A 20668-nucleotide genomic window follows, 5' to 3' on the forward strand; every position below is an offset into this window, starting at 1 on the left:
GGCGCGCCTTAAAGTTCGCGCTGCTTCTCCTCGATCTCGTAGCACTCGATCACATCGCCGACCTGGATGTCGTTGTAGTTCTCGAAGGCCATGCCGCATTCGTAACCGGATTTGACCTCCTTGACCTCGTCCTTGAAGCGACGCAGCGTCTTCAGGTTGCCATCGTGCACGACCACGTCGTCACGCAGCAGTCTGACCTTGCAGCCACGCTTCACGACACCGTCGGTGATCATGCAGCCTGCAACCTTACCGACCTTGGTAATGTTGAAGACCTCGCGGATTGCCGCATAACCCAGGAACTTCTCTGCCTGTTCCGGATCGAGTAGGCCACTGAGCGCGGCCTTCATCTCGTCCACCACGTTGTAAATGATGGAGTAGTAGCGGATGTCCACGCCATCGCGCCGGGCCGCATCACGGGCCTGGGCATTCGCGCGAACGTTGAAGGCGATGACGATCGCATCGGAAGCGCGTGCCAAGGTGATGTCGGATTCATTGACACCACCGACACCGGCATGAAGGACCCGCACGCGAGCCTCGTCGGTGCCAACCTTGTTGAGTGCTTGAACGATGGCTTCTTGGGAGCCCTGAACGTCGGATTTGACGACGACCGAGAGTTCCTTGATCTCACCTTCTTTGATCTTCGAGAGCATCTGCTCCAGACTGCCGCGACCCGAACGGGCCATGTCGGATTGGCGTTTTGCCTCCGAGCGGAACTCCGAAATTTCGCGTGCCTTGGTTTCATCCTCGACAACCACGAAGTCGTCGCCCGCATGGGGGGTGCCCTGCAAACCCGTGACCTCGACCGGGATCGACGGACCCGCCTCTTCGACACGCTCGCCACGGTCGTTGATCAGGGCGCGAACGCGACCCCATTCGTTACCCGTGACGAATACGTCGCCCATCCTCAGGGTTCCGCGCTGGACGAGGACGGTCGCAACGGAGCCACGCCCCTGCTCCAACCTTGCCTCGACCACCACGCCCTCAGCGGCGCGCTGTGCGTTGGCTTTCAGTTCGAGAATTTCCGCCTGAAGCTGGATCGCTTCCTCCAGATCGGGCAGCCCTTCGCGGGTTTTGGCCGAAACCGGAATGGCGATGATCTCACCGCCCATTTCCTCGACCACCAGATCATGGCTCAGGAGCTCTTGTTTGACGCGGTCGGGGTTTGCTTCGGGTTTGTCCATCTTGTTGATGGCGACAATGATCGGCACCTGTGCCGCCTTGGCGTGATTAATGGCCTCCACGGTTTGCTCCATGATGCCGTCATCGGCAGCCACCACCAACACCACGATGTCGGTCACGTTGGCGCCGCGTGCGCGCATCTCGGTAAAGGCGGCGTGGCCCGGCGTATCGATAAAGGTGATCGACTGTCCGGACGCAAGGTGCACCTGATAGGCGCCGATATGCTGCGTAATGCCACCGGCTTCCTGGGCCACCACGTCACTGGCGCGCAAGGCGTCCAAGAGCGACGTTTTACCGTGGTCGACGTGGCCCATGACGGTCACGACCGGTGCGCGGGGCTCCAGGTTGGAATCGTCATCTGGGTCGCCGCGCATGCCGATTTCCACGTCGGAGTCGGAAACACGGCGCAGTTTATGGCCGAACTCCTCGACCACCAACTCGGCGGTGTCGGCATCAATGGTCTGGTTGATGGTTACCATCACGCCCAATTTCATGAGCGTTTTGACGACTTCGCCGCCCCGTTCCGCCATACGATTCGCCAGTTCCTGAACGGTGATCGTTTCCGGCACCACGACCTCGCGAATAACCTTGCGGGCGGGCTGTGAAGCCATCTGCTCACGTAAACGCTGCTTCTCGCGCTCGCGCTGACGACGCAAAGAGGCGAGTGAGCGTTGGCGTTCCTGTTCGCCTTCACCTTCTAGGGCGCGGCTGATCGTCAGCTTGCCACGCCGACGGTCGTCGGGCGTCCGCCGTGTTGTCGGTGCCTTGGGAAGAGCGGCTTTGCGCTTGACGCGCCCGCCCATTTCCTCCGCCAGATCGGCAATGCTGTCTTCGCCTTCGGGGCGCTCCTTGTCGCGCCGCCGGCGTGCCGTGGCTTCCTCGTGGGTTTCCCCAGGGAAGACTTCAAGCGCGGCGTCGGCGCCGTCGGCCGGCGTGGCGTCCTCGACGGGTTCCGCTTGCGGCTCCTCGCCGCGGGCGCGCGCCTCGGCTTCCTTTTCCTTTCGGCGCGCCTCGGCTTCGGCTTCAAGCTCGGCGCGTGCTTCTTCCTCAGCCAGCCTGCGCGCGTCCTCTTCTGCCTTGCGCTTGGCTTCTTCCTTGGCACGCTCCTTCTCTTCGATGCTGCGGCGCGCGTCCTCTTCTGCCTTGCGCTTGGCCTCTTCCTCGCTCCGCTTCTTCGCTTCCTCGACGACGCGCATGCGCACCTGGCGCTCCTGGCCAGTCAAGTGGGAGTCGTCTTCGGGAATTACAGTCGGAGCCTCGGTTTCCTCGCTTGTGCGGCGGCCGCGCAGTTCGATGCTCGGCTTTGCCGCAGCGGCCCGCGCCTCTGCCGGATTTGGCTGAGCACTGCGCGATCGCTTGACTTCCACCTGGACGGTCTTGCTGCGACCATGACTGAAGCTCTGGCGAACCTGACCGGCGTCCAGAGTTTTCTTCAGTTCGAGCCGCCCACTGCCGCTGAGGCTGAGAGGCTTTTTCGGCGTCTTCTCTTTGCTTTCGCTCATCTCTTCCCGTGTCTTTCCATCAGAGCGTCGGACCCATCGTTGGTCGTGCTCATAAATTCTTCAAATCTCGCGGCTTCCCGCCGCAACTTCGTTGCCAGACCGCCTGGCGCCAGGGCAACGTGCACTGACGTATCCCGGCCAAAGGCTTTACCCAATTCGGCGGCGGTGAAGATCTGAAAGATCCGCAGTCCTTCGCCGATCGCCTTGGCTAGGCCAATCATCCGTTTGCGCCCGCCTTCCGAAGCATCGCTCGCTTCCAACAAGACGGCAACGCGACCACTTCCCAGCCAACTCCGAACCTTCTCCTGACCGGCCACTGCCTCGCCCGCGCGGCGCGCCAGCGCTATGGAGTCCAAACAGCGTTGCCGCATCAGCGCTTCAACCTGATCCGCCAAATCTTCAGGCACACGCACGGTACTCTTTGCCGCCTTGGCAAAAAGTCGCCTGCGTTGCGCATGCGCAATCATATCGCGTTGCGGCGCAATCCACAAACCGCGCCCAGGCAAACGCTCACTCAAGTCCGGCACCAACAGGCCGTCGGGGTCGACGACCAGACGGATCAGCGCTTCCTTGGGCCGACGTTTGCCGCTGGCCAAACATCTCCGAATCGCCTCGGAGCGCGGCGTGCGGCGCGGCTCTGATTCGCGCGTCGACTCCCCGACGCCCCTTTGTGGGACCTCATCGGTCTTGTCTTCCTGTCGATCATCCTTAGGACTGGCGGTCAGGTTTTGTCCTCCTCGCTGGCATCCTTGTCGGCCACGTCTTCGTCGGCCGCTTCCGCAGGGGCTGCATCCTCGTCATCGAACCAATGAGCCCGTGCTTGCATGATCATGGCGTCAGCCTCTTCCGGTGTCGGCGCCTGATCGCCAAGAATCTCAATCAACTCGTCGCTTGCGAGATCACCGAGGTCATCCAGCGTTTTGACGCCTTCGTCACCGAGCTTTACCAGCATCGCCGCCGTCAGACCTTCAAAGGCGGCGAGTTCGTCGCTGACGCCTAGTTCCTTGCGGCGGGACTCGGCCTTGCGGCTCTGTTCTTCCAGATAATTGTTGGCGCGCAGCCTCAGTTCTTCGGAGATATCCTCGTCGAAGCCCTCGATCCCTGCCAGATCGTCGGTAGCGACAAAGGCAACCTCCTCAACCGATGTGAAACCCTCTGCGACCAAGAGGTGCGCAATGACGTCGTCAACGTCCAAGGCTTCCATGAAGAGTTGAGAGCGCTGCCGGAACTCTTCTTGACGGCGTTTGCTTTCCTCCTCCTCGGTCAGGATATCGATATCCCACCCGGTGAGCTGAGCCGCCAGTCGGACGTTCTGCCCGCGCCGGCCGATCGCCAGGGAAAGCTGCTCATCGGGAACCACGACTTCGATCTGCCCGGCATCTTCGTCAAGCACGACCTTGCTGACTTCGGCCGGTTGAAGTGCGTTCACAACAAAGGTAGCGGGGTCGGGCGACCAGGGAATGATATCGATCTTCTCGCCCTGGAGTTCGCCGACAACGGCCTGGACTCGGCTGCCGCGCATACCCACGCAGGCACCGACAGGGTCGATTGAGGTGTCATTGCTGATGACTGCAATCTTTGCGCGGCTACCGGGGTCGCGGGCCACGGCCTTCACCTCGATGATGCCGTCGTAAATCTCCGGCACTTCCTGGGCAAAGAGCTTGGCCATAAACTCGGGCCGGGCGCGAGACAGGAGAATCTGTGGTCCCCGCTGCTCGGAGCGCACGTCGAAGATATAGGCGCGCAGGCGATCACCGTTGCGGAAGGCTTCGCGCGGGATCGACTCGTCGCGGCGCATAACCGCCTCCGCGCGCCCAAGGTCGACAGTGACGTTGCCGAACTCGGTCCGCTTGACGATACCGTTGACGACTTCGCCGACGCGGTCCTTGTATTCCTCGAACTGGCGTGCCCGTTCAGCCTCCCGGACCTTCTGGACGATAACCTGTTTGGCGGTCTGGGCGGCGATTCGGCCAAGGTCGATGGGGGGCAGATCGTCCGTCAGGAACTCACCGACCTGAACCTCGGGATTCCGCACCTTCGCGTCGGCTAGCAGAATCTGTGTGACCTCATTCTCGATCGTTTCGACGACCTCGCGGAACCGCCGCAGGCGAATCTCGCCGGACTTGCGGTCGATTTCCGCACGCACATCGTGCTCATGCCCGTACTTGGCCCGCCCGGCCTTGGAGATGGCCTGTTCCATGGCCTCCAAGACTTCTTCTCGGTCGATGCTTTTTTCCCGGGCGACCGCCTCGGCCACCTGCAGGAGCTCGGTCTTAAATGCCGTTGCCGTTTCCATCCTCTCGCCTCTTTCTCATGCAAGGGTGCGGTTCAATCCGCATCCTGCGAAAACTGTTCGGCTTCTTTCTGCATGGCCTCGATCAAGGCGTCGGTAAGCAGAAGCTTGGCCTTCCTCAAACCGGCAAAGGGGAGCTTCACCACGCCCTCGGCCGTTTCCACAACAATCTCAGTTCCTTCAACGCCCATGAGTCTGCCGGACACACGCTTGTGTCCATCTATGGACTGTTCCATCTCGATGCGCGCTTCAAACCCGGCGAAACGCGCAAAATCACCAAGCCGCGTCAAAGGGCGGTCCAGTCCCGGGGAGGAAACCTCCAGCGTAAACTCGCTGTCGACCGGATCCTCGACATCCAGAATTGCGCTGGTAGCGCGGCTTACGGCAGCGCAGTCCTCGACATCAATCATGGCACCGTCCTTACGGTCGACCATGATCTGCAGGGTTGGCGAACCCCGACCGGATAGCAGCACCCGGACGATCTCGTAGCCCATATCTTCCAGCGTCGGGGCAATCAGCTTCTCGACAACACGAGCCCGGCCCTCACTCGTCTTGGAGGGCAGGTTGTCTTCCTGTCGATCGCCGCTGCTGCTTTCGGCCACTTAACAATACTCCGTTCCGGTCGCCATCGCTGGTTTCGGGTTCCAGAAATAAAAAAAGCGGGCCGGTGGCCCACCATTTTTCAATAACTCAACGACCTAGATCATCAAGTTCTATGGCATGGAGCGAAAAATAGCGACGCTGCGCAGTTTTCTCAAGTGCTTTCTCGCATTTTGGCGCGCCGGGTAAAACGCAGGTAGACAGGCTGGCGTCCCGCAGCCAGCGCCTTTTCCTCGTAACGGGTCGGCGGCCAATCGTCACTACGCCGACGCCAGTCCCCTGGCACCTCAACATTCCAATCAAACCAAGGGTGGTCTGTTGCGGCTGCCAGAATCCAGCGACGATAAGAGGGGTCGTCGGTTGCGATCCTTAACTCGGCCCCAGTCTTGAGGAGTTCCGCAAGACGGTCGAGCGTTTGTTTTTGCACGATCCTACGTTTGTTGTGCTTAGCCTTTGGCCAGGGGTCGGGGAACAGGATGAATGCCCGATCAATGGTTTGCTCCGGTAGCCGGTCCAGAAGATCGCGGGCATCGCCTTTATGGATACGCACATTCTTGAGGTTGGCATCCTCCACTAGCTTCAGAAGGTTGCCCACGCCGTTGATGAAAAACTCGGCGCCGATGATACCGACATTCGGATTTTGTTCGGCTTGCCAAGCCAGGTGCTCACCGCCGCCGAAGCCGATTTCCAACCAAAGTGCCGCGGGGGTGGGGACGAATTGCCCTGTAGGGTCGCCGGCGGCGGCTTCAAGATTCAATTCAAGCCGCGGCAGCAGGGTATCGAGCAGCCTTTGGCGCGCTGCGCGGATAGGCCTACCCTTGCGGCGTCCATGCAGGGACCGCCGAGGCCTTTGGGTTTTCTCTCCGTCAGGGGGGGCGGCGCACATGGTCTCAGGCGTTAAAGGCCTGCTTCAATGCCTCCACGAGGTCGGTGCGCTCCCAGGAGAATCCGCCATCGACGTCGGGTGACCGTCCAAAATGCCCATAGGCGGCGGTACGCGCATAGATCGGACGGTTTAGCCCGAGATGCTCGCGGATACCGCGCGGCCTTAGATCGACGAGCTCCCGCAATGTCGTCGCGAGCTTGTCCTCATTCACTTCATTCGTGCCGTGGGTTTCAACGAAAAGGCTCAAGGGCTCGGCAACGCCGATTGCGTAGGAGAGCTGGATCAGGCAGCGCTGAGAAAGTCCGGCCGCCACCACGTTCTTAGCCAGATAGCGAGCCGCATAGGCTGCCGAACGGTCCACCTTGGTCGGATCTTTCCCGGAGAAGGCGCCGCCGCCGTGCGGTGCGGCTCCACCATAGGTGTCGACAATGATCTTGCGTCCGGTCAGGCCGGCATCACCATCGGGACCACCGATAACGAAACGACCGGTCGGATTGACGTAGAAGTCTTCCTCGGCGCACATCCAGCCGTTGGGCAGTACGTTCATGACATGAGGGCGAACGATCTCGCGCACTTCTTCCTGTGTCAGGCTTTCGCCGTGCTGGGTGGAAACCACAACCTTGGTCGCGCGCACCGGCTTGCCGTCGTGGTATTCCAGCGTGACCTGGCTCTTGGCGTCCGGGCCCAGATGCGGTTCTGCGCCGGAATGCCGGGCTTCGGCGAGCGATTTCAGTATATTGTGGGAAAAGTGAATGGGGGCGGGCATCAGCGCTTCGGTTTCATCGCAGGCATAGCCAAACATGATCCCCTGATCGCCGGCGCCTTCGTCCTTGTTGCCTTTGGCATCGACGCCTATCGCAATGTCCCTGGACTGCTCGTGGATGTGGTTTTCCACCGCCGCGTTCATCCAGTGGAATCCATCCTGTTCGTAGCCGATTTCCTTGACCGCCTTGCGCGCCACATCCTCAATCAGGTCGCGGGTGACGCTGGCAGGACCGCGCACCTCGCCTGCCAGAACGATACGGTTTGTCGTGCAGAGCGTTTCCACGGCGACACGCGCTTCTGGCTCGTGGCCAATGTATGTGTCCACGATGGCGTCGGAGATTCGATCAGAAACCTTATCGGGATGGCCTTCGGAAACTGATTCGCTCGTGAACTGATAGATACCCTTGCGCACGGTTATTCCCCCGATTGCGATTTGCCGATTTCCTGAAGCGGGTTCTGCCTGGATTGCGGAGCCACGCGTGCGCGCACGCAAACAATGGCGTGCGCGAAAAACGCCGCATCCTGTGGTTTGACGAGCGGGGCGTCAAGTCCTCTTAGAATCCTCGCCGGTATTTGCATCGGATGCCGCGCTGTTGAGCTTAGCGATCGCCCTTGCGAGGTCGATTAGACCGCGGCGCAGTTCTGTGGATGGAATTTGCCGGAAAGCGCCTAGAAGTTCGGCCAGCTCCTTCGATTCCGTTCGGTCGGCTTCATAGCTCACCGGCTCATCATGCCAAGCGTGGTGGCTCGTGCCTGACTGCGCGCTGACTTGTCCCGGCATATCCTCGAAGAAGAAGTTGAGCTCGACGTTCAAAGCCAGACAAATGTCGTAAAGTCGGCTTGCGCTGATCCGGTTGATACCTCTTTCATATTTCTGAACTTGCTGGAAACTGACGCCTAAGATTTCCGCAAGCCGTTCCTGGCTGAAACCGCGCTCTACCCGTCGCATAAAGAGACGGTTTCCGACATGCCGGTCGATAGGATTACCGGCTACGCGTGATCCCTTGCGGCGGGTTCCGGCCGCCGCCTCATTCTGCGGGACTCCAGCGAAAAGCGCGTCTTCTGGAACGGCCAATAGGTTGGCCAGTGCCTTTTGGAGTGTTGCGTCCGGTAGATACAGACCGTTTTCGATTCGCCGGAGGTCTCGAAGAGAAATCTGCAAAGCGTTGGCAGCTTCTTTTTGTGTAAGGCCCATCTTGCGGCGGCTTTGCCATAAGGTATCGGCCGTCGCCGCGTAAGGACCCATTGCGGATCCACGCATCTTTCGTGATGTCATATCCCTATTTCGCCCCCAAGGTGCTTCTTATAGCGGTACCGCTCGTTTGGTCTTGGCGGCACCTAGGCGGAGCATATCATGATATGCACGCAAGGGAAGTCTTGTGGGCATTGGACACCAGTGTGGCCTGCCAAAAGAAAGAGGCGCCGGTTACCGGCGCCTCTCAATACCTAAGGGTCAAAAAGAATCGAAAGCCGTTACTCGGCATCCTCCGCCTTGGCCAGCGCCTTTGTCATCTCGAACAAGCGCCTGCGAACCTGCTGATCGGTAATACGGTAGTATGCCCGCACCAGCTCAAGCGTTTCCCGCCGGGCCATCGGATCCTTTTCATAGGGATGCGGCTCATCGGGGTTGTCGCTGGTTAGCAACTGGCTCGGCGACTTCCGCGCCGTGTCTTCCGGCATATCGTCGAAGAAAAACCCGATGGGTACGTCCAGAATGCGCGCGATATCAAAGAGCCGGCTGGATCCGATGCGATTTGCGCCTCGCTCATATTTTTGTACCTGCTGGAATGTGAGGCCGATTGCCTCACCCAGTTTCTCCTGGCTCATTCCCAATAGAGTGCGGCGCAGTCTTACCCGCGCACCTACATGCATATCGATTGGATTTGGGCCGCCCGGTCCAATGGCTTTCCCCGGTTTACGTCCTCGCGGCATTAGGTCGCCTCCTGATTGTCGGTTGTTCTACAGTCCAATATTCACTCAATTGATGGGAAAATCCATACACAATCTATGATTGGGTAGGACTAACTTTGTACTCCTTCACAGGATGCGTCGGAGCAGCAATACAAGCAAGTAGAAAAACCCCAATAAAAACATGGATGTATAGTGATTAATCTTTGAAAACAACGTGGGGTGCTGCAAGGGACGGGCGAGACCCACATCCAAGACGCCGCTGCGTCCAAGCGGCAGTTTTCCCAAAAAACGACCATAGGAGTCGATGGAGGCGGAGATTCCTCCGTTGGCGGCCCGCACCACGGGAAGGCCCTCTTCGACCGCCCGCAGGCGGGCCGCGGCAAGGTGTTGATAGGGGCCGGACGAGAGTCCGAACCAGTTATCGTTTGTGAGGTTCAAAAGCCATTGCGGCCGGGTTGCGCTTGCATTTGGCGTGACGGCGCCGGGAAAAATGATCTCGTAACAGATCAAGGCTGAGTAAGGTGGCAACCCGGGGGTTTCTACAAGACTTACCCCGGGGCCTGCATTGAAATCCGCCCGGCCGGCGGTCAACTTCGTCGCTCCGAGGATGCTCCGGAACGGAACATACTCGCCAAAGGGGACGAGGTGAGCCTTGTCGTAGGCGCTGACTTGCCGCCCGTTCCCATCGAATGCGAACAGACTGTTCCAAAATCTGATGCTGCCGTCATCGGCATCTTCACCACGCGGTGCGCCGGTAATGACCGCACCGCCCGGCGGCGCCAGATCGGACAGGGCTTGCTGCAACCCTTCCGCGCGGTCTAGCAGGAACGGCACCGCTGTTTCCGACCATATTATGTGCGTGACCGTGTCGTACCCTGGACCTCGGCTCATCCTCAACTGTTGCCGCACATGCTCGGCCCGCAAGGCCTGATCCCACTTGCTTTCCTGCGGGATATCCGGTTGCACCAGACGCAAGCGGACCGAAGGCACCAGGTCGTCCTCGGTGTCAGGTGCGCCCGCAATTCTGATCCCGGCATAAAGACCGGACGTCATTAGGAAAAGGATCGCCAGCACAGCGGGGGCAAAGCGCTGCCGTGGGGAGGCCCGGTCACCAATCGCCGCAGGCGCGCTGGCAGCAAACACGGTAAACAGCGACAAGCCCCAAACGCCGATTAGTGCTGCCGGTTGCAGCGTCGTAGCCGAAAAGGCCCAGACGCTACCTATTAGGTTCCATGGAAAGCCGGTCAGCAGCCACGCGCGAAGCAGTTCCGCAACAAGCCAAGCAATAGCCAGCACGGCGACTCTTTGTGGTCCGCCCCAGAAATACCGCCTGGCAATCCAAAGGGTGAGAGCGACGAACAGGCCAAGACCCAAGGAAAGGCCCAAGACGGCGAAGGGGCCGACCACCCCGAAGCGATCCGCCTCGACGAAGAATGCGATCGTGACCCAGTAGAGGCCCGCCAGGAAGAATCCGAGAGCAAAAGCCCAAGCGCGCAAGAAGGCGGCCCAGCCGCGTCCGGCACCATCCAGCAGCCACGTAAGCCCGGTAAAGGCGGGCAATAGCAATGGCACGGCGTACAGCGGAGGCAGCGCACCGACAGCCAACAGGCCCAGCAGGAACGAGAGGCAAAGGGCCCGCCATCGCCCCAGACCGGCCGTTCTTGCCGACAGTGTTTGCAAAAAGCCGACCGGGGCCGAAGAAGATACGGCCTTACCTTGCATCGCCGTCATTTGTCGTGGGTTTGGGCAGAATGTTGTGTACGCGCAACCGCTTGATACGCCGGGGGTCGGCTTCCAGAACCTCGAAACTGATTCCTGACGGGTGGGAAACCAATTCGCCGCGCGCTGGAACATGCCCCGCCAGGGAAACGACCAGCCCTCCCAACGTATCGATATCTTCCTCCCGCTCTTCTTCGGTCAGGATCGGGCCAGTCTGGCTTTCAAACTCTTCGATATCCATGCGTGCGTCGACCACCAGATTGCCGTCGGGTCGTCGGATCAGACGCGGTGCGCTTGCAACGTCGTGCTCGTCTTCGATCTCACCGACGATTTCCTCGACCAGATCCTCGATCGTCACTAAGCCGTCGATACCGCCATACTCGTCCACGACCATTGCCATGTGAACACGGCTGAGTCGCATATCCAGCAATAGATCTAAAACCCGCATAGAGGGCGCGATGATTAGCACCTCCCGGGCAATTCCGGTCAGGCGCTTGCGTTTGCTCTGGTTGGCCAGGACATCCTTTATGTGTACGAAGCCGATGACCTCGTCCAAGGTCTCCCGATAAACAGGTAAGCGAGAGTGGCCCTTTTCAGCCATCAGCTTCAACAGCGAGTCGAGGCTGGTGCCGGCCTCGACCGCGACGATATCCGCCCGCGGAACCATAACGTCGTAGGCCGTCAGATGCCGAAGCTTCAGCGTGTTCAGCAGCATGACTCTTTCGTGGTCGCTTATGGGGGTGTCGTCTTCGCCACTGCTATGCAGTTCGCTTTCCTCGAGTATCGTTTCGATGGATTCGCGCAGTGTCGAATCACCGTTGCGTAGCCCCAGGAATCCGCGAATTTTTGCGCGCAGGCGCTGCCAAGTCGTGAGACCGTTCGAGTTGCCGTTCTGTTGACCGGAGCTGGGACCGCAGTCTGCGCTGCGCGGACTACAGTCGCGAAACCGCTTAAACGAATCCGGATCGCTGCCGTCAGTCATCACATCACATTCCTTGCCGCCAGGGCCGCAGGCTCAGACTCGTCCAGGTAGGGGTCGGACACGCCCAGTCGCGCCAGTATGCGGCGCTCCAAGCTTTCCATTGCCGTCGCTTGTTCGGGTGCTTCGTGATCGTGACCCAGAAGGTGCAAGGTTCCGTGCACCACGAGATGCAGGAAATGGTCGCGCAACGCCTTACCATCGGCGGCGGCTTCGCGCTGCAATGTATCCAGCGAAAGGACGATGTCGCCAAGCAGCAGCGGCCCCGCGCCCAGTGGCATACTCGGTGGTGCATCCTGGGCGTGGAGGTCGAATTGCGGAAAGGACAGCACGTTCGTGGGTTGGTCCTTGCCTCGGTAACGGGCGTTGAGATCCTGCAGGAAGGGGTCATCTGCCAAACAGATGCAAATTTCCGCGGCGACCTGCTGGCTGTCCGATATCCGTTGCTCGGTCCAGAGCGTCTCCGTCACCGCCTGTTTGGCGTCCTCTTCGACAGAACCAATCTTTGCCTGCCAGTCACCGCTATGGAACACGATGTCCAGTTCCAGGAGCACGGGGCTGTCGATACTACTATCAGGGTCGTCGTTCATTACCGTTTCAAAAGACCGCTTCTTCAGGGCTTCAATTCCCTATCGAAGAGATCGCCTTCATTCTGTGGGTCACCCGCGTCGCGGGCTTGATAGGCCTGTACGATGCGGGTCACCAGATTGTGGCGCACGACGTCTTGATCCGTGAACTGAACGAAGGACACGCCTTTTAGCCCAGCCAGCAAACCCGCGGCGTCGCGTAACCCCGATGGCGTGCCGCTTGGCAGGTCGATCTGGGTCATGTCGCCCGTGACCGCCATACGGCTATGTTCACCCATTCGGGTCAAGAACATCTTCATCTGCACCGGTGTCGTATTCTGCGCTTCATCAAGGATGACGAAGGCGTTCGACAAAGTGCGCCCCCGCATGAACGCGAGCGGTGCGATTTCAATTTCGTGTGCGGCCATTCGTCTTTCAACCTGTTCGGCGGGCAGTAGGTCGAAAAGCGCGTCGTAAAGCGGCCGCAAGTAAGGGTCGACCTTCTCCTTTAAGTCGCCTGGAAGGAAGCCGAGACGCTCTCCTGCCTCGACGGCCGGTCGGGAAAGAATGATGCGATCCACCGACCCCTGAAGCAGACAATCAACCGCCATGGCAACGGCAAGGTAGGTCTTGCCTGTGCCCGCAGGCCCTATGGCGAACACGAGCTCATGCCGGCGGAGTGCTTCCAGATAGGTGCGTTGACCGGGTGACCGTGCGGTGATGGTGCGCTTGCGGGTGCGGATGACGGCCTCGTCGCTTTCCGCTGTCGGGACGGCGGCGATTCCGATGTCGTTTGAAGGATCGCCTCCCGCTGCCGCGGATAATCTTGCGGCCGCATCCACTTCGGCGGGTGACACCTCCAGCCCGCGTTGTAGGCGCTCCCACAGTGAACGCAATGCCCGCCCGGCCCGCTCGACCGCTTCACTCTCGCCGGATACGGCGATGCGATTTCCCCGACTGACCAGGGTCACGCCCAGATGTTCTTCCAAGCGTGCCAGATTCTCGTCGTGGCGCCCGAATAGCATCGGGACGAGCTGATTGTCGTCGAATTGGAGGAGGAGCGGCCGTTCTGCGTCGACCGAAGCGCGTCTGCCGGAAAGACTCACGCTGTTCGTATCTCCCTGGATGGCGCGGCCATATCATGGTCGCTGGTGAAGATATCCGTCTGAACCCGTCCCGAGAGCGAATTGGCGTGTGCCCCTTCGATCTCAACCTGGACAATTTTCCCCAACAGGCGATCGGGCGCCTGAACATGGACCGATTGCATATGTGGGCTGCGCCCAACCAATTGGCCTGGAAATTTTCCCTTCCGCTCAAGCAGAAGCGGTACTACGCGGCCTACGCTGCCCTGATTGAACGCCAGCTGTTGGGCGTTAAGCAACTGTTGCAACATGGCTAGGCGTTCCGCTTTCACAGTCTCATCCACCTGGTCCTCGACAGCCGCCGCCGGCGTGCCCGGGCGCGGGCTGTACTTGAACGAATAAGCCTGAGCGTAACCGACTTCCGTGACAAGTTTGAGCGTGTCGGCGAAATCCTGGTCCCGTTCGCCGGGGAAGCCAACGATGAAATCCGACGAAAGGGCGATATCCGGCCGAGCGCCGCGCAGGCGGTCTATGATCCGTAAATAGTCCTCGGCAGTATGACGTCGGTTCATGGCGTCCAAAATGCGATCCGACCCAGACTGGACAGGCAGGTGAAGGAACGGCATCAGCACACCGAGGTCGCGGTGGGCCTCAATCAGTTCATCGTCCATGTCGCGAGGATGCGAGGTGGTATAGCGCAGTCGGGCCAATCCGTCGATCTCGGCCAGGGCGCGCAGCAATCGGCCGAGTCCCCATGTCTTGCCGTCCGGCCCCTCACCATGGAATGCGTTCACATTCTGCCCCAGGAGCGTGATCTCCGCCGCACCGGTCGCCACCATTTTCTTCGCTTCGTCCAAAAGGCTGCTTACCGGTCGGGAAAACTCGGCCCCGCGGGTGTAGGGCACGACGCAAAAGGTGCAAAACTTATCGCAACCTTCCTGAATGGTCAGGAAGGCCGCAGCACCCTGGCTCGCAGCCTCTTCGGGCAACGCATCGAACTTACTTTCGGCCGGGAAATCGGTGTCCACCAAGCCGCTCGCGCCGGATACGCGCCCCAACACACGGGTCACCATCTCGGGCAAGCGGTGATACGTTTGCGGCCCGAACACTAGATCGACTTGTGGCGCGCGGCGAAGCATCTCCTCGCCTTCAGCTTGAGCGACGCACCCGGCGACGCCCAGCAACAGGCGTCCGCCCTCTTGTGTTCGTTTTTCCTGTAGCTGCCTCAAGCGCCCCAATTCCGAGTACACCTTTTCGGCGGCCTTCTCTCGAATATGGCAGGTGTTGAGGATGATCATGTCGGCATCATCGGCTTGTTCTGTAGGCCGGTAGCCGAGTGGCGCCAATACATCCGCCATACGCACGGAATCGTACACGTTCATTTGGCAGCCGTAGGTCTTGATGAAAAGTTTTTTGGTCACGTTTGCCTCTTTACCTCCAGGCTTCGGCTCTGGCGAAGCTCCAGGGGTGCTTTATTGGCAGTCGAGGCGCTGCGGATCAAGGCTGGTCCCGATTCCTTTTCAAGTGACTCTGATGACAAGATTAGCACTCCACGGGCCCCGGCGCCACTTTACTGATGCATTTCAATCAGGTGCCCTCGGTCACCGGCGTTTCGCTGCCGCCCGCGGGCGCTGCCGCCAAATCCTGGTGATGTTGCGGGCGCCCGGCGAGTGCGCTGGCAACGCCTTCGCTTACCTTCCGATAACAATGATCCGCAAGGGCCTTGCGTGTGCCATAGGCTTCTAGCGTGACCGGCGGGTGGAACTGTACGACGACGGTCACTCGGCCAAGGCCCAGTGCCTGCCACAGGTGACTGCCGAGCTCCATGTCGCCATACCATGCGTAAAAAGGGCGAAGCGCCCGCCCCATGGGCATACCGTCCAGATGGGTGTAGGCGATCGATACGGGCTGCACCGTCAAAGGCTCGCCGCGCGGTTTCAACGTGGCGACGGCGAAAAGTGCGGACTTGAAGGGGAGAACGCAGTTGCCGTCGCTACTGGTGCCTTCAGGAAACAGAATCAGATTGTCGCCGCTTTCCAGCCGACCGCCGATGGAGTCCCGATGGTTGGCGGCTTGACCTCGCTTGCGCTCGACAAAAACCGAACGCTGTAGTTTTGCGAGCCAGCCGAAGAAGGGCCAGCGGGCGACTTCCGCCTTGGCCACGAAGGAGGCCTTGACCAATGATCCAAGTATGTTGATGTCGAAATAGGATATGTGATTGCAAACGAAGAGCGTCGGCTGGCTCCGAGAGATGCGGCCTCTGCGTTGTATGCGTATTCCGATCAGACGGCAGACCCGCTTGTGGTACCAAAAAGGAAGGTTGCGCTGCAGCGAAAGGTTGAAGGTCACGGCGATGAGTTGCACCGCCATCAATGGCAAGGTTAGGCAGGCGAAGACCAAGAGCCGGAAAAAAGATAGCGAGGGCGAGAAAAGGGTGCGTTCCATGAGGGTTCAGGCTTTGCCGGTCTCTTCTCGTGGCGAGTAGTGCTTCAAGTAGCGTTCTGTTACTAAATCGGTTTTCACGATAATGCAGACGTCAGTGGTATTGAATTCATGGTCGACCACGGCTCCATCACCGACAAAAGCGCCGAGACGGAGATACCCTTTGATCAGGGGCGGCAGGGAAACCAGCGCCCGGCGCCGGTCCAGATCGCCTATGGCTAAACGGTTCATGTCGACAAAACGGTCCTTCACGGCGCGTGTTCGCAGGGCCGGCGGCGCAAGATGATGGTGATAGAGATAGGATAGCTGCTGGGTCATCTCATCAGGGTTGGTGCCATGCAGGCTGGCACAGCCGAACATAACCTCGATATCGTAGTAATGGACATATTCGGCGATTCCTCGCCACAACATCTGCATGATTGGTCCCGTACGATACTCCTTGGCGACGCAAGAACGTCCAAGCTCCAAGATCTCGCCCGGATACTTGAGGAGCGGCGCGATATCGTATTCGCCGCTGGTGTAAAAGCTGCCGGCCCGCGCCGCGCCCGCCCGCCGCATCAGCCGGTAGGTGCCGACGACGGCCTCCGCGCCCTTGCCTAGTCCCGCGTCCATGACAAGCACGTGGTCGCAAAAGGGGTCAAATCGGTCAAATTCTCGGCCCGTCCGCCGCATTTCTTCCGTCGGTTTTGCATGCATTTCGTCGCAAAACACACGATAGCGTAGCGCCTGGGCGGCCTCGACCTCCTCTTGCGTCTCAGCAAGACGGATAGACAGGTCTCCAGTCCTGACGTCGATGGGTTTTGTTCCTTTGCTTTCCACAGCAACCATCTAACTGTCCTTTTGCGAAGCTTCCGCTTCCCGCTCCGGTACCTCGCGCCTGCGGCTTGCCCGCCTTGCGCCAAGCGCTCGCGACTGTGGGTGCATGTCTATTCCCGGCACGCCAACGTCCGTCACTTCGGATCCTTCAGCTTAACACCCAGAAGTTCCAACCGATGACCGATCAGCCTGTATCCCAGAGACCGGGCGACGGCTTCCTGCAATTTCTCAATCTCTTCGTTGGTGAACTCTATGACTTCACCGCTATTCATATCGATCAAATGATCATGGTGCTCTTCCGGCCGCTCTTCATAGCGCGCCCGACCGTCGCCAAAATCGTGGCGGTCGAGAATGTTGGCTTCCTCGAATAGCTTCACGGTCCGATAGACCGTAGCGATAGAGATCTTCGGATCGATCTTGATGGCGCGTTGATAAAGAAGCTCGACGTCCGGATGGTCGTCCGATTCCGACAGCGCACGCGCGATGATGCGCCGCTGTTCGGTCATCTTGAGTCCCTTTTTTGCGCAAAGACGTTCTAGCCGCGAAGGCATGCGCTGTGACGACTCCCTGATTGCCTACTTTTTTCCTGGGTCACTATAACCGATAGGGCGCGGCGAGCCTACTGCCGATCAACGGCGCAGTAGGTCTTCGGCCCGCCAGATCACGTCCATAGTGATCAACTCAAGCCGAAGGAGCCAGCGACCGCATACCTATAAGCAGCGCTTTGCTTATGACCTCAGGGTCAACCGCGGCGATTGCGTGTTCCCAAACCGATCTGCTTGGCCAGCTTACTGCGCTGCTTGGCGTAGTTGGGGGCAACCATCGGATAATCCGCCGGCAAACCCCATTTTTCCCGGTACTCTTCGGGTGACATGTTGTAAGCCGTTTTCAGATGGCGCTTAAGCATTTTCAGCTTCTTCCCATCTTCCAAGCAAACGATGTAATCCGGCGTAATCGAGCGCTTGACAGGTACCGCAGGTGCCGGCCTTTCCTCTTGCGCCGGCGCAACGCCGCCGAGAACTGAAAGAGTCTGATAAACTTCCCTGATAACTTGGGGCAAATCCGATAGCGCCACCGAATTATTCGATACGTGGGCCGCTACGATGTTGCTGGTCAGGGCCAGAATATCAGTGTTTTTTGCGTTGTCGTTCATTTTGAATGCAGTCCCCAGTTTTATAGAATTGCCTGCATATATAGAGACGTACTGTTAATACGCAAGACCATTTTGTTTAAATATTATTTGATAATTGGGAGTAGTTAGAGGAGAGGCGCTTTTTTCTGTAGTTTTTGTAATAAACTACAAGCTGTAATTCTACAAACGTTCCTCTTCGATATGAAGTCGTAATAGCAAAGCGTCTTCGTTTGAGTTTTCTGTTCGGTAGTAACGTGGCCGCGTTCCAACGGGAACAAATCCGATCTTCCTGTATAGTCCTATCGCCGCGTCATTGCTTGCCGCAACTTCAAGCACGACCGTATTGAATTTTCGTTGTTGAGCATCTTCGAGCAAGGCCGCGAGGAGCCTTGAGCCGTGTCCTAACCGGCGGCTGCCAGCCGTAACCCCGAAGGTTAGAATCTCAACTTCGTTCAGCGTTTGCCGCGCTAGCAAGAACGCGCAGGGTTGGGTTTGGTTGTCGAGTAGGAGCCATCCGAAGGTGCCGGGGTGAGAAATCAAGCTGACACAGTCGGCCACGCTCCAGGGTGATTGCGGAAAGACAGCCTGTTGCAGGTCGGAAAGGATGGCTGCGTGAAGGCCGTCAAGGCGCTGCAACCCGGCTTGTGCTCTTGCAGCGGTCATTTTTCCGTTTTCCGGGGGTCTTTCGGCGGCAGCGTCACATCCGGGGAGCGCAGGTAAAGCGGCGCTGGTTGTGTCTTGCCATTGTTTGTCGAATACCGGGTTGCTGCCAACCGCGCCAGGATCACGGCCTGGCAGTAGGACGGCGCAGCTGACCTTCGGATGTCGAAGGGATGGCGGTCGAGCGCGGGCTCTGCTTGGTCGCAGCCACTACCTGTGATCAATAGAGGCATGGCTGGAAGCTGTGCGACCAACGTTTCCGAGGACGCCGAGAAGGGATTGCCCATAGGTATCAGGTTTTCGTCGAAAAGCTGCGCGAAGAAATCCCGGCGTTTGGCATCTATCAAAATCAAAAGCGCCCGGTCGCGCCGTTCGGCTGGCGTGGTGGCGGCAGCCAACACCTCAAGACTGGATGCGCCGATCTGCGGCAGGCCAAGCGCAAGGCCGTAGCCGCGCGCCGTAGCAAGGCCGATGCGTACGCCGGTAAAGGCTCCTGGGCCGGTCGTGACCGCCAGAGCGTCAAGCTGGTCATGCGAAAGCTTTGCCGTTTCCAACACGGTCTCGATCATGGGCACGAGGCGTTCGGCTTGCCCGCGTTCCATAAGCTGCTGCTCTGCCGCCAGAATCCGGTCGCCCTCCAGGACCGCCGCGGCACAGGAGTTGCCGGAAGTGTCAAAGGCTAGAATGCGGAGGTTGTCGGCCATGGATGATCCATTGAAGGGCGGGATAGAACGCTAAGGAGAGGCGTCAAAGAACATTGCAAGCCTCGTCGAACTCCAGGCGTGGGCCTCTCGGACGCAGCTTGTCTTTGTCACCATAACCGAGGTTGCAAATGAAGTTCGACTTGAAGGGGCGATTGGGAAAGAATTCTGCATCCAATGTCTTGTTGTTGAAGCCCGACATGGGGCCGCAATCCAGCCCCAAAGCGCGTGCTGCCAAGATGAAATACCCGCCTTGGAGCGAGCTGTTTCGAAACGCAGTATCGCGAATAAGATCGTCCTTGCCGAGAAAGCTGGAGCGGAGGTCGCGATGTGGAAACAGTCGGGGGAACTGGTCATAGAATGCCATGTCCTGTGCCAGAATCGCGGTGGCCGGAGCCGCCATCGTTTTGTCCACGTTGCCCGCTGAAAGGTGTGGCCGCAACCGCTCCTTGGCCTCCAAACTCTTTATGTAGACGATTCGAAGCGGGCTGCAATTTGCGCTTGTGGGTCCCCAACGGAGCAAATCATAGATATCTCGAAGCGTCCCATCGCTGACCGGCTTGTCGAGCCAGGCCGTGTAGGTCCGCGCACTGCGGAACAACAGGTCAAGCCCTGTATCGGTAAGTGCTTCAGCCATGTGGAGGCTCCCTCTTTGTTAATGAACATCGGATCACAAGCCAAACCGCGAGCCGATGTTAACACGCTGGGAATCGATTAGGCTGTTTGATCCGGTGCCGGGGAGGGGGCGCTCAGGGAACGGCGCGAACTTCGACCACCTCTGGGATGTAGTGACGAAGCATATTCTCAATTCCCATCTTCAGCGTGGCTGTAGAACTGGGGCAACCCTGGCAAGCGCCTTGCATGGTCAAAGAAACGACCCCGTTTTCGAAGCTGCGGAAGATGATATCGCCGCCATCCTGTGCAACAGCCGGTCGGACCCGTGTGTTCAGCAGTTCCTTGATCTGTCCGACCACTTCATCATCTTCGCCCGCGTCGCTGTCAGCCGCGTCGGCATCTGCGGCGGTCTCTAGGATTACTGGGCGTCCCGCGGTGAAGTGCTCCATGACGATTCCCAGGATAGCGGGCTTTAGCAGGTACCACTCCCGATCATCGGCTTTGGTGATAGAAATGAAATCCGCGCCCAGGAAAACACCCTCGACACCCTCGACTTGAAACAAGCGCTGGGCCAGGGGTGACCGTTCGGCCGCAGCCAAGTCGCGAAAATCAACGGTACCTTCCACCATGACCGCTCGCCCGGGCAGGAACTTCAGCGTTGCTGGGTTAGGGGTCTGTTCGGTCTGGATGAACATCGTCTCGGAAACTCCTAGAAATCAACTGGCCGCGCAAAACCGCGTCAAGCGTCACTGCTTGGCTGGAATGCCTAAAATGGGATGAAACGTTCTCAACTTCAACACTTCTGAGTTTGGGGTCTTTT

At 59.1% G+C, this 20668-nt stretch carries 21 protein-coding genes; all 21 read right to left on the reverse strand.

Translation table 11 applies throughout. The annotated features are described in order from the left end of the window. Positions 1–8: 8 nt before the first annotated feature. Complete coding sequence (gene infB / locus ABIE63_RS09840) at positions 9–2681, reverse strand: translation initiation factor IF-2 (RefSeq protein WP_354504285.1); 2673 nt, start codon at positions 2679–2681, stop codon at positions 9–11. Next, positions 2678–3277 carry an RNA-binding protein gene (locus ABIE63_RS09845; RefSeq protein WP_354504287.1) on the reverse strand — a complete coding sequence of 200 codons (600 nt, stop codon included), beginning with the start codon at positions 3275–3277 and terminating at the stop codon, positions 2678–2680. Before ABIE63_RS09845 ends, infB begins: the two co-directional genes overlap by 4 nt. A 125-nt stretch (positions 3278–3402) precedes the next feature. After that, positions 3403–4977, reverse strand: coding sequence for a transcription termination factor NusA (gene nusA / locus ABIE63_RS09850; RefSeq protein ID WP_354504289.1), 1575 nt, complete (start codon positions 4975–4977; stop codon positions 3403–3405). A 32-nt stretch (positions 4978–5009) separates the two neighbouring features. Next, complete coding sequence (gene rimP / locus ABIE63_RS09855; protein WP_354504291.1) at positions 5010–5576, reverse strand: ribosome maturation factor RimP; 567 nt, start codon at positions 5574–5576, stop codon at positions 5010–5012. A 152-nt stretch (positions 5577–5728) separates the two neighbouring features. Beyond that, on the reverse strand, positions 5729–6460 hold the full coding sequence (trmB, locus tag ABIE63_RS09860) for a tRNA (guanosine(46)-N7)-methyltransferase TrmB (RefSeq protein ID WP_354504293.1): 732 nt from the start codon (positions 6458–6460) through the stop codon (positions 5729–5731). A gap of 4 nt (positions 6461–6464) precedes the next feature. Next, positions 6465–7637, reverse strand: coding sequence for a methionine adenosyltransferase (gene metK, locus ABIE63_RS09865; protein ID WP_354504295.1), 1173 nt, complete (start codon positions 7635–7637; stop codon positions 6465–6467). Between the two features lie 132 nt (positions 7638–7769). Beyond that, complete coding sequence (locus tag ABIE63_RS09870; protein ID WP_354504296.1) at positions 7770–8501, reverse strand: helix-turn-helix domain-containing protein; 732 nt, start codon at positions 8499–8501, stop codon at positions 7770–7772. A 197-nt stretch (positions 8502–8698) separates the two neighbouring features. Continuing rightward, positions 8699–9157: a helix-turn-helix domain-containing protein gene (locus tag ABIE63_RS09875; protein WP_183417376.1), complete on the reverse strand. Its 459-nt coding sequence runs from the start codon at positions 9155–9157 to the stop codon at positions 8699–8701. Between the two features lie 105 nt (positions 9158–9262). Further along, positions 9263–10858 carry an apolipoprotein N-acyltransferase gene (gene lnt, locus ABIE63_RS09880; protein ID WP_354504298.1) on the reverse strand — a complete coding sequence of 532 codons (1596 nt, stop codon included), beginning with the start codon at positions 10856–10858 and terminating at the stop codon, positions 9263–9265. After that, positions 10848–11837 carry a hemolysin family protein gene (locus ABIE63_RS09885; protein WP_183417378.1) on the reverse strand — a complete coding sequence of 330 codons (990 nt, stop codon included), beginning with the start codon at positions 11835–11837 and terminating at the stop codon, positions 10848–10850. Before ABIE63_RS09885 ends, lnt begins: the two co-directional genes overlap by 11 nt. Further along, positions 11837–12424 (reverse strand): rRNA maturation RNase YbeY, encoded by a 588-nt coding sequence (ybeY, locus tag ABIE63_RS09890; protein WP_354504300.1) that lies wholly within the window; start codon positions 12422–12424, stop codon positions 11837–11839. Before ybeY ends, ABIE63_RS09885 begins: the two co-directional genes overlap by 1 nt. Positions 12425–12447: 23 nt before the next feature. Further along, positions 12448–13425: a PhoH family protein gene (locus ABIE63_RS09895; RefSeq protein WP_354504572.1), complete on the reverse strand. Its 978-nt coding sequence runs from the start codon at positions 13423–13425 to the stop codon at positions 12448–12450. A 77-nt stretch (positions 13426–13502) separates the two neighbouring features. After that, on the reverse strand, positions 13503–14903 hold the full coding sequence (gene miaB / locus ABIE63_RS09900) for a tRNA (N6-isopentenyl adenosine(37)-C2)-methylthiotransferase MiaB (protein WP_354504301.1): 1401 nt from the start codon (positions 14901–14903) through the stop codon (positions 13503–13505). Between the two features lie 166 nt (positions 14904–15069). Next, positions 15070–15927, reverse strand: coding sequence for a lysophospholipid acyltransferase family protein (locus ABIE63_RS09905; protein ID WP_354504304.1), 858 nt, complete (start codon positions 15925–15927; stop codon positions 15070–15072). A 6-nt stretch (positions 15928–15933) separates the two neighbouring features. Continuing rightward, positions 15934–16752: a GNAT family N-acyltransferase gene (locus ABIE63_RS09910; RefSeq protein WP_354504305.1), complete on the reverse strand. Its 819-nt coding sequence runs from the start codon at positions 16750–16752 to the stop codon at positions 15934–15936. Between the two features lie 122 nt (positions 16753–16874). After that, complete coding sequence (locus ABIE63_RS09915) at positions 16875–17291, reverse strand: Fur family transcriptional regulator (protein ID WP_183417383.1); 417 nt, start codon at positions 17289–17291, stop codon at positions 16875–16877. A gap of 191 nt (positions 17292–17482) precedes the next feature. Beyond that, positions 17483–17893 (reverse strand): MucR family transcriptional regulator, encoded by a 411-nt coding sequence (locus ABIE63_RS09920; protein ID WP_183417384.1) that lies wholly within the window; start codon positions 17891–17893, stop codon positions 17483–17485. A gap of 159 nt (positions 17894–18052) precedes the next feature. Next, positions 18053–18535 (reverse strand): GNAT family N-acetyltransferase, encoded by a 483-nt coding sequence (locus tag ABIE63_RS09925; RefSeq protein WP_183417385.1) that lies wholly within the window; start codon positions 18533–18535, stop codon positions 18053–18055. Beyond that, on the reverse strand, positions 18532–19236 hold the full coding sequence (gene tsaB, locus ABIE63_RS09930; RefSeq protein ID WP_354504307.1) for a tRNA (adenosine(37)-N6)-threonylcarbamoyltransferase complex dimerization subunit type 1 TsaB: 705 nt from the start codon (positions 19234–19236) through the stop codon (positions 18532–18534). The genes ABIE63_RS09925 and tsaB overlap by 4 nt, the downstream gene beginning before the upstream one ends. 43 nt (positions 19237–19279) lie before the next feature. Then, positions 19280–19870: a malonic semialdehyde reductase gene (locus tag ABIE63_RS09935; protein ID WP_354504309.1), complete on the reverse strand. Its 591-nt coding sequence runs from the start codon at positions 19868–19870 to the stop codon at positions 19280–19282. Positions 19871–19982: 112 nt separating this feature from the next. Beyond that, entirely contained in the window at positions 19983–20543 is a 561-nt protein-coding gene (locus tag ABIE63_RS09940; protein ID WP_183417388.1) for a NifU family protein, read from the reverse strand. Positions 20544–20668 lie beyond the last annotated feature (125 nt).

Source organism: Limibacillus sp. MBR-115, from assembly GCF_040549425.1.
In the GTDB taxonomy this organism is placed as follows: Bacteria; Pseudomonadota; Alphaproteobacteria; order Kiloniellales; family CECT-8803; genus Limibacillus; species Limibacillus halophilus.

Bases quoted from the DNA above. Each gene is read 5' to 3' on its own strand.
- ABIE63_RS09915 (WP_183417383.1), bottom strand. From the start codon at position 17,291: ATGCCTTCGCGGCTAGAACGTCTTTGCGCAAAAAAGGGACTCAAGATG.
- nusA (WP_354504289.1), bottom strand. From the start codon at position 4,977: ATGGAAACGGCAACGGCATTTAAGACCGAGCTCCTGCAGGTGGCCGAG.
- lnt (WP_354504298.1), bottom strand. From the start codon at position 10,858: ATGCAAGGTAAGGCCGTATCTTCTTCGGCCCCGGTCGGCTTTTTGCAA.
- ABIE63_RS09935 (WP_354504309.1), bottom strand. From the start codon at position 19,870: ATGGCTGAAGCACTTACCGATACAGGGCTTGACCTGTTGTTCCGCAGT.
- ABIE63_RS09885 (WP_183417378.1), bottom strand. From the start codon at position 11,837: ATGACTGACGGCAGCGATCCGGATTCGTTTAAGCGGTTTCGCGACTGT.
- infB (WP_354504285.1), bottom strand. From the start codon at position 2,681: ATGAGCGAAAGCAAAGAGAAGACGCCGAAAAAGCCTCTCAGCCTCAGC.
- ABIE63_RS09910 (WP_354504305.1), bottom strand. From the start codon at position 16,752: ATGGTTGCTGTGGAAAGCAAAGGAACAAAACCCATCGACGTCAGGACT.
- trmB (WP_354504293.1), bottom strand. From the start codon at position 6,460: ATGTGCGCCGCCCCCCCTGACGGAGAGAAAACCCAAAGGCCTCGGCGG.
- ABIE63_RS09905 (WP_354504304.1), bottom strand. From the start codon at position 15,927: ATGGAACGCACCCTTTTCTCGCCCTCGCTATCTTTTTTCCGGCTCTTG.
- ABIE63_RS09875 (WP_183417376.1), bottom strand. From the start codon at position 9,157: ATGCCGCGAGGACGTAAACCGGGGAAAGCCATTGGACCGGGCGGCCCA.
- ABIE63_RS09870 (WP_354504296.1), bottom strand. From the start codon at position 8,501: ATGACATCACGAAAGATGCGTGGATCCGCAATGGGTCCTTACGCGGCG.
- ABIE63_RS09940 (WP_183417388.1), bottom strand. From the start codon at position 20,543: ATGTTCATCCAGACCGAACAGACCCCTAACCCAGCAACGCTGAAGTTC.
- ABIE63_RS09895 (WP_354504572.1), bottom strand. From the start codon at position 13,425: ATGCTATTCGGGCGCCACGACGAGAATCTGGCACGCTTGGAAGAACAT.
- ABIE63_RS09925 (WP_183417385.1), bottom strand. From the start codon at position 18,535: ATGACCGCTGCAAGAGCACAAGCCGGGTTGCAGCGCCTTGACGGCCTT.
- ABIE63_RS09920 (WP_183417384.1), bottom strand. From the start codon at position 17,893: ATGAACGACAACGCAAAAAACACTGATATTCTGGCCCTGACCAGCAAC.
- tsaB (WP_354504307.1), bottom strand. From the start codon at position 19,236: ATGGCCGACAACCTCCGCATTCTAGCCTTTGACACTTCCGGCAACTCC.
- ybeY (WP_354504300.1), bottom strand. From the start codon at position 12,424: ATGAACGACGACCCTGATAGTAGTATCGACAGCCCCGTGCTCCTGGAA.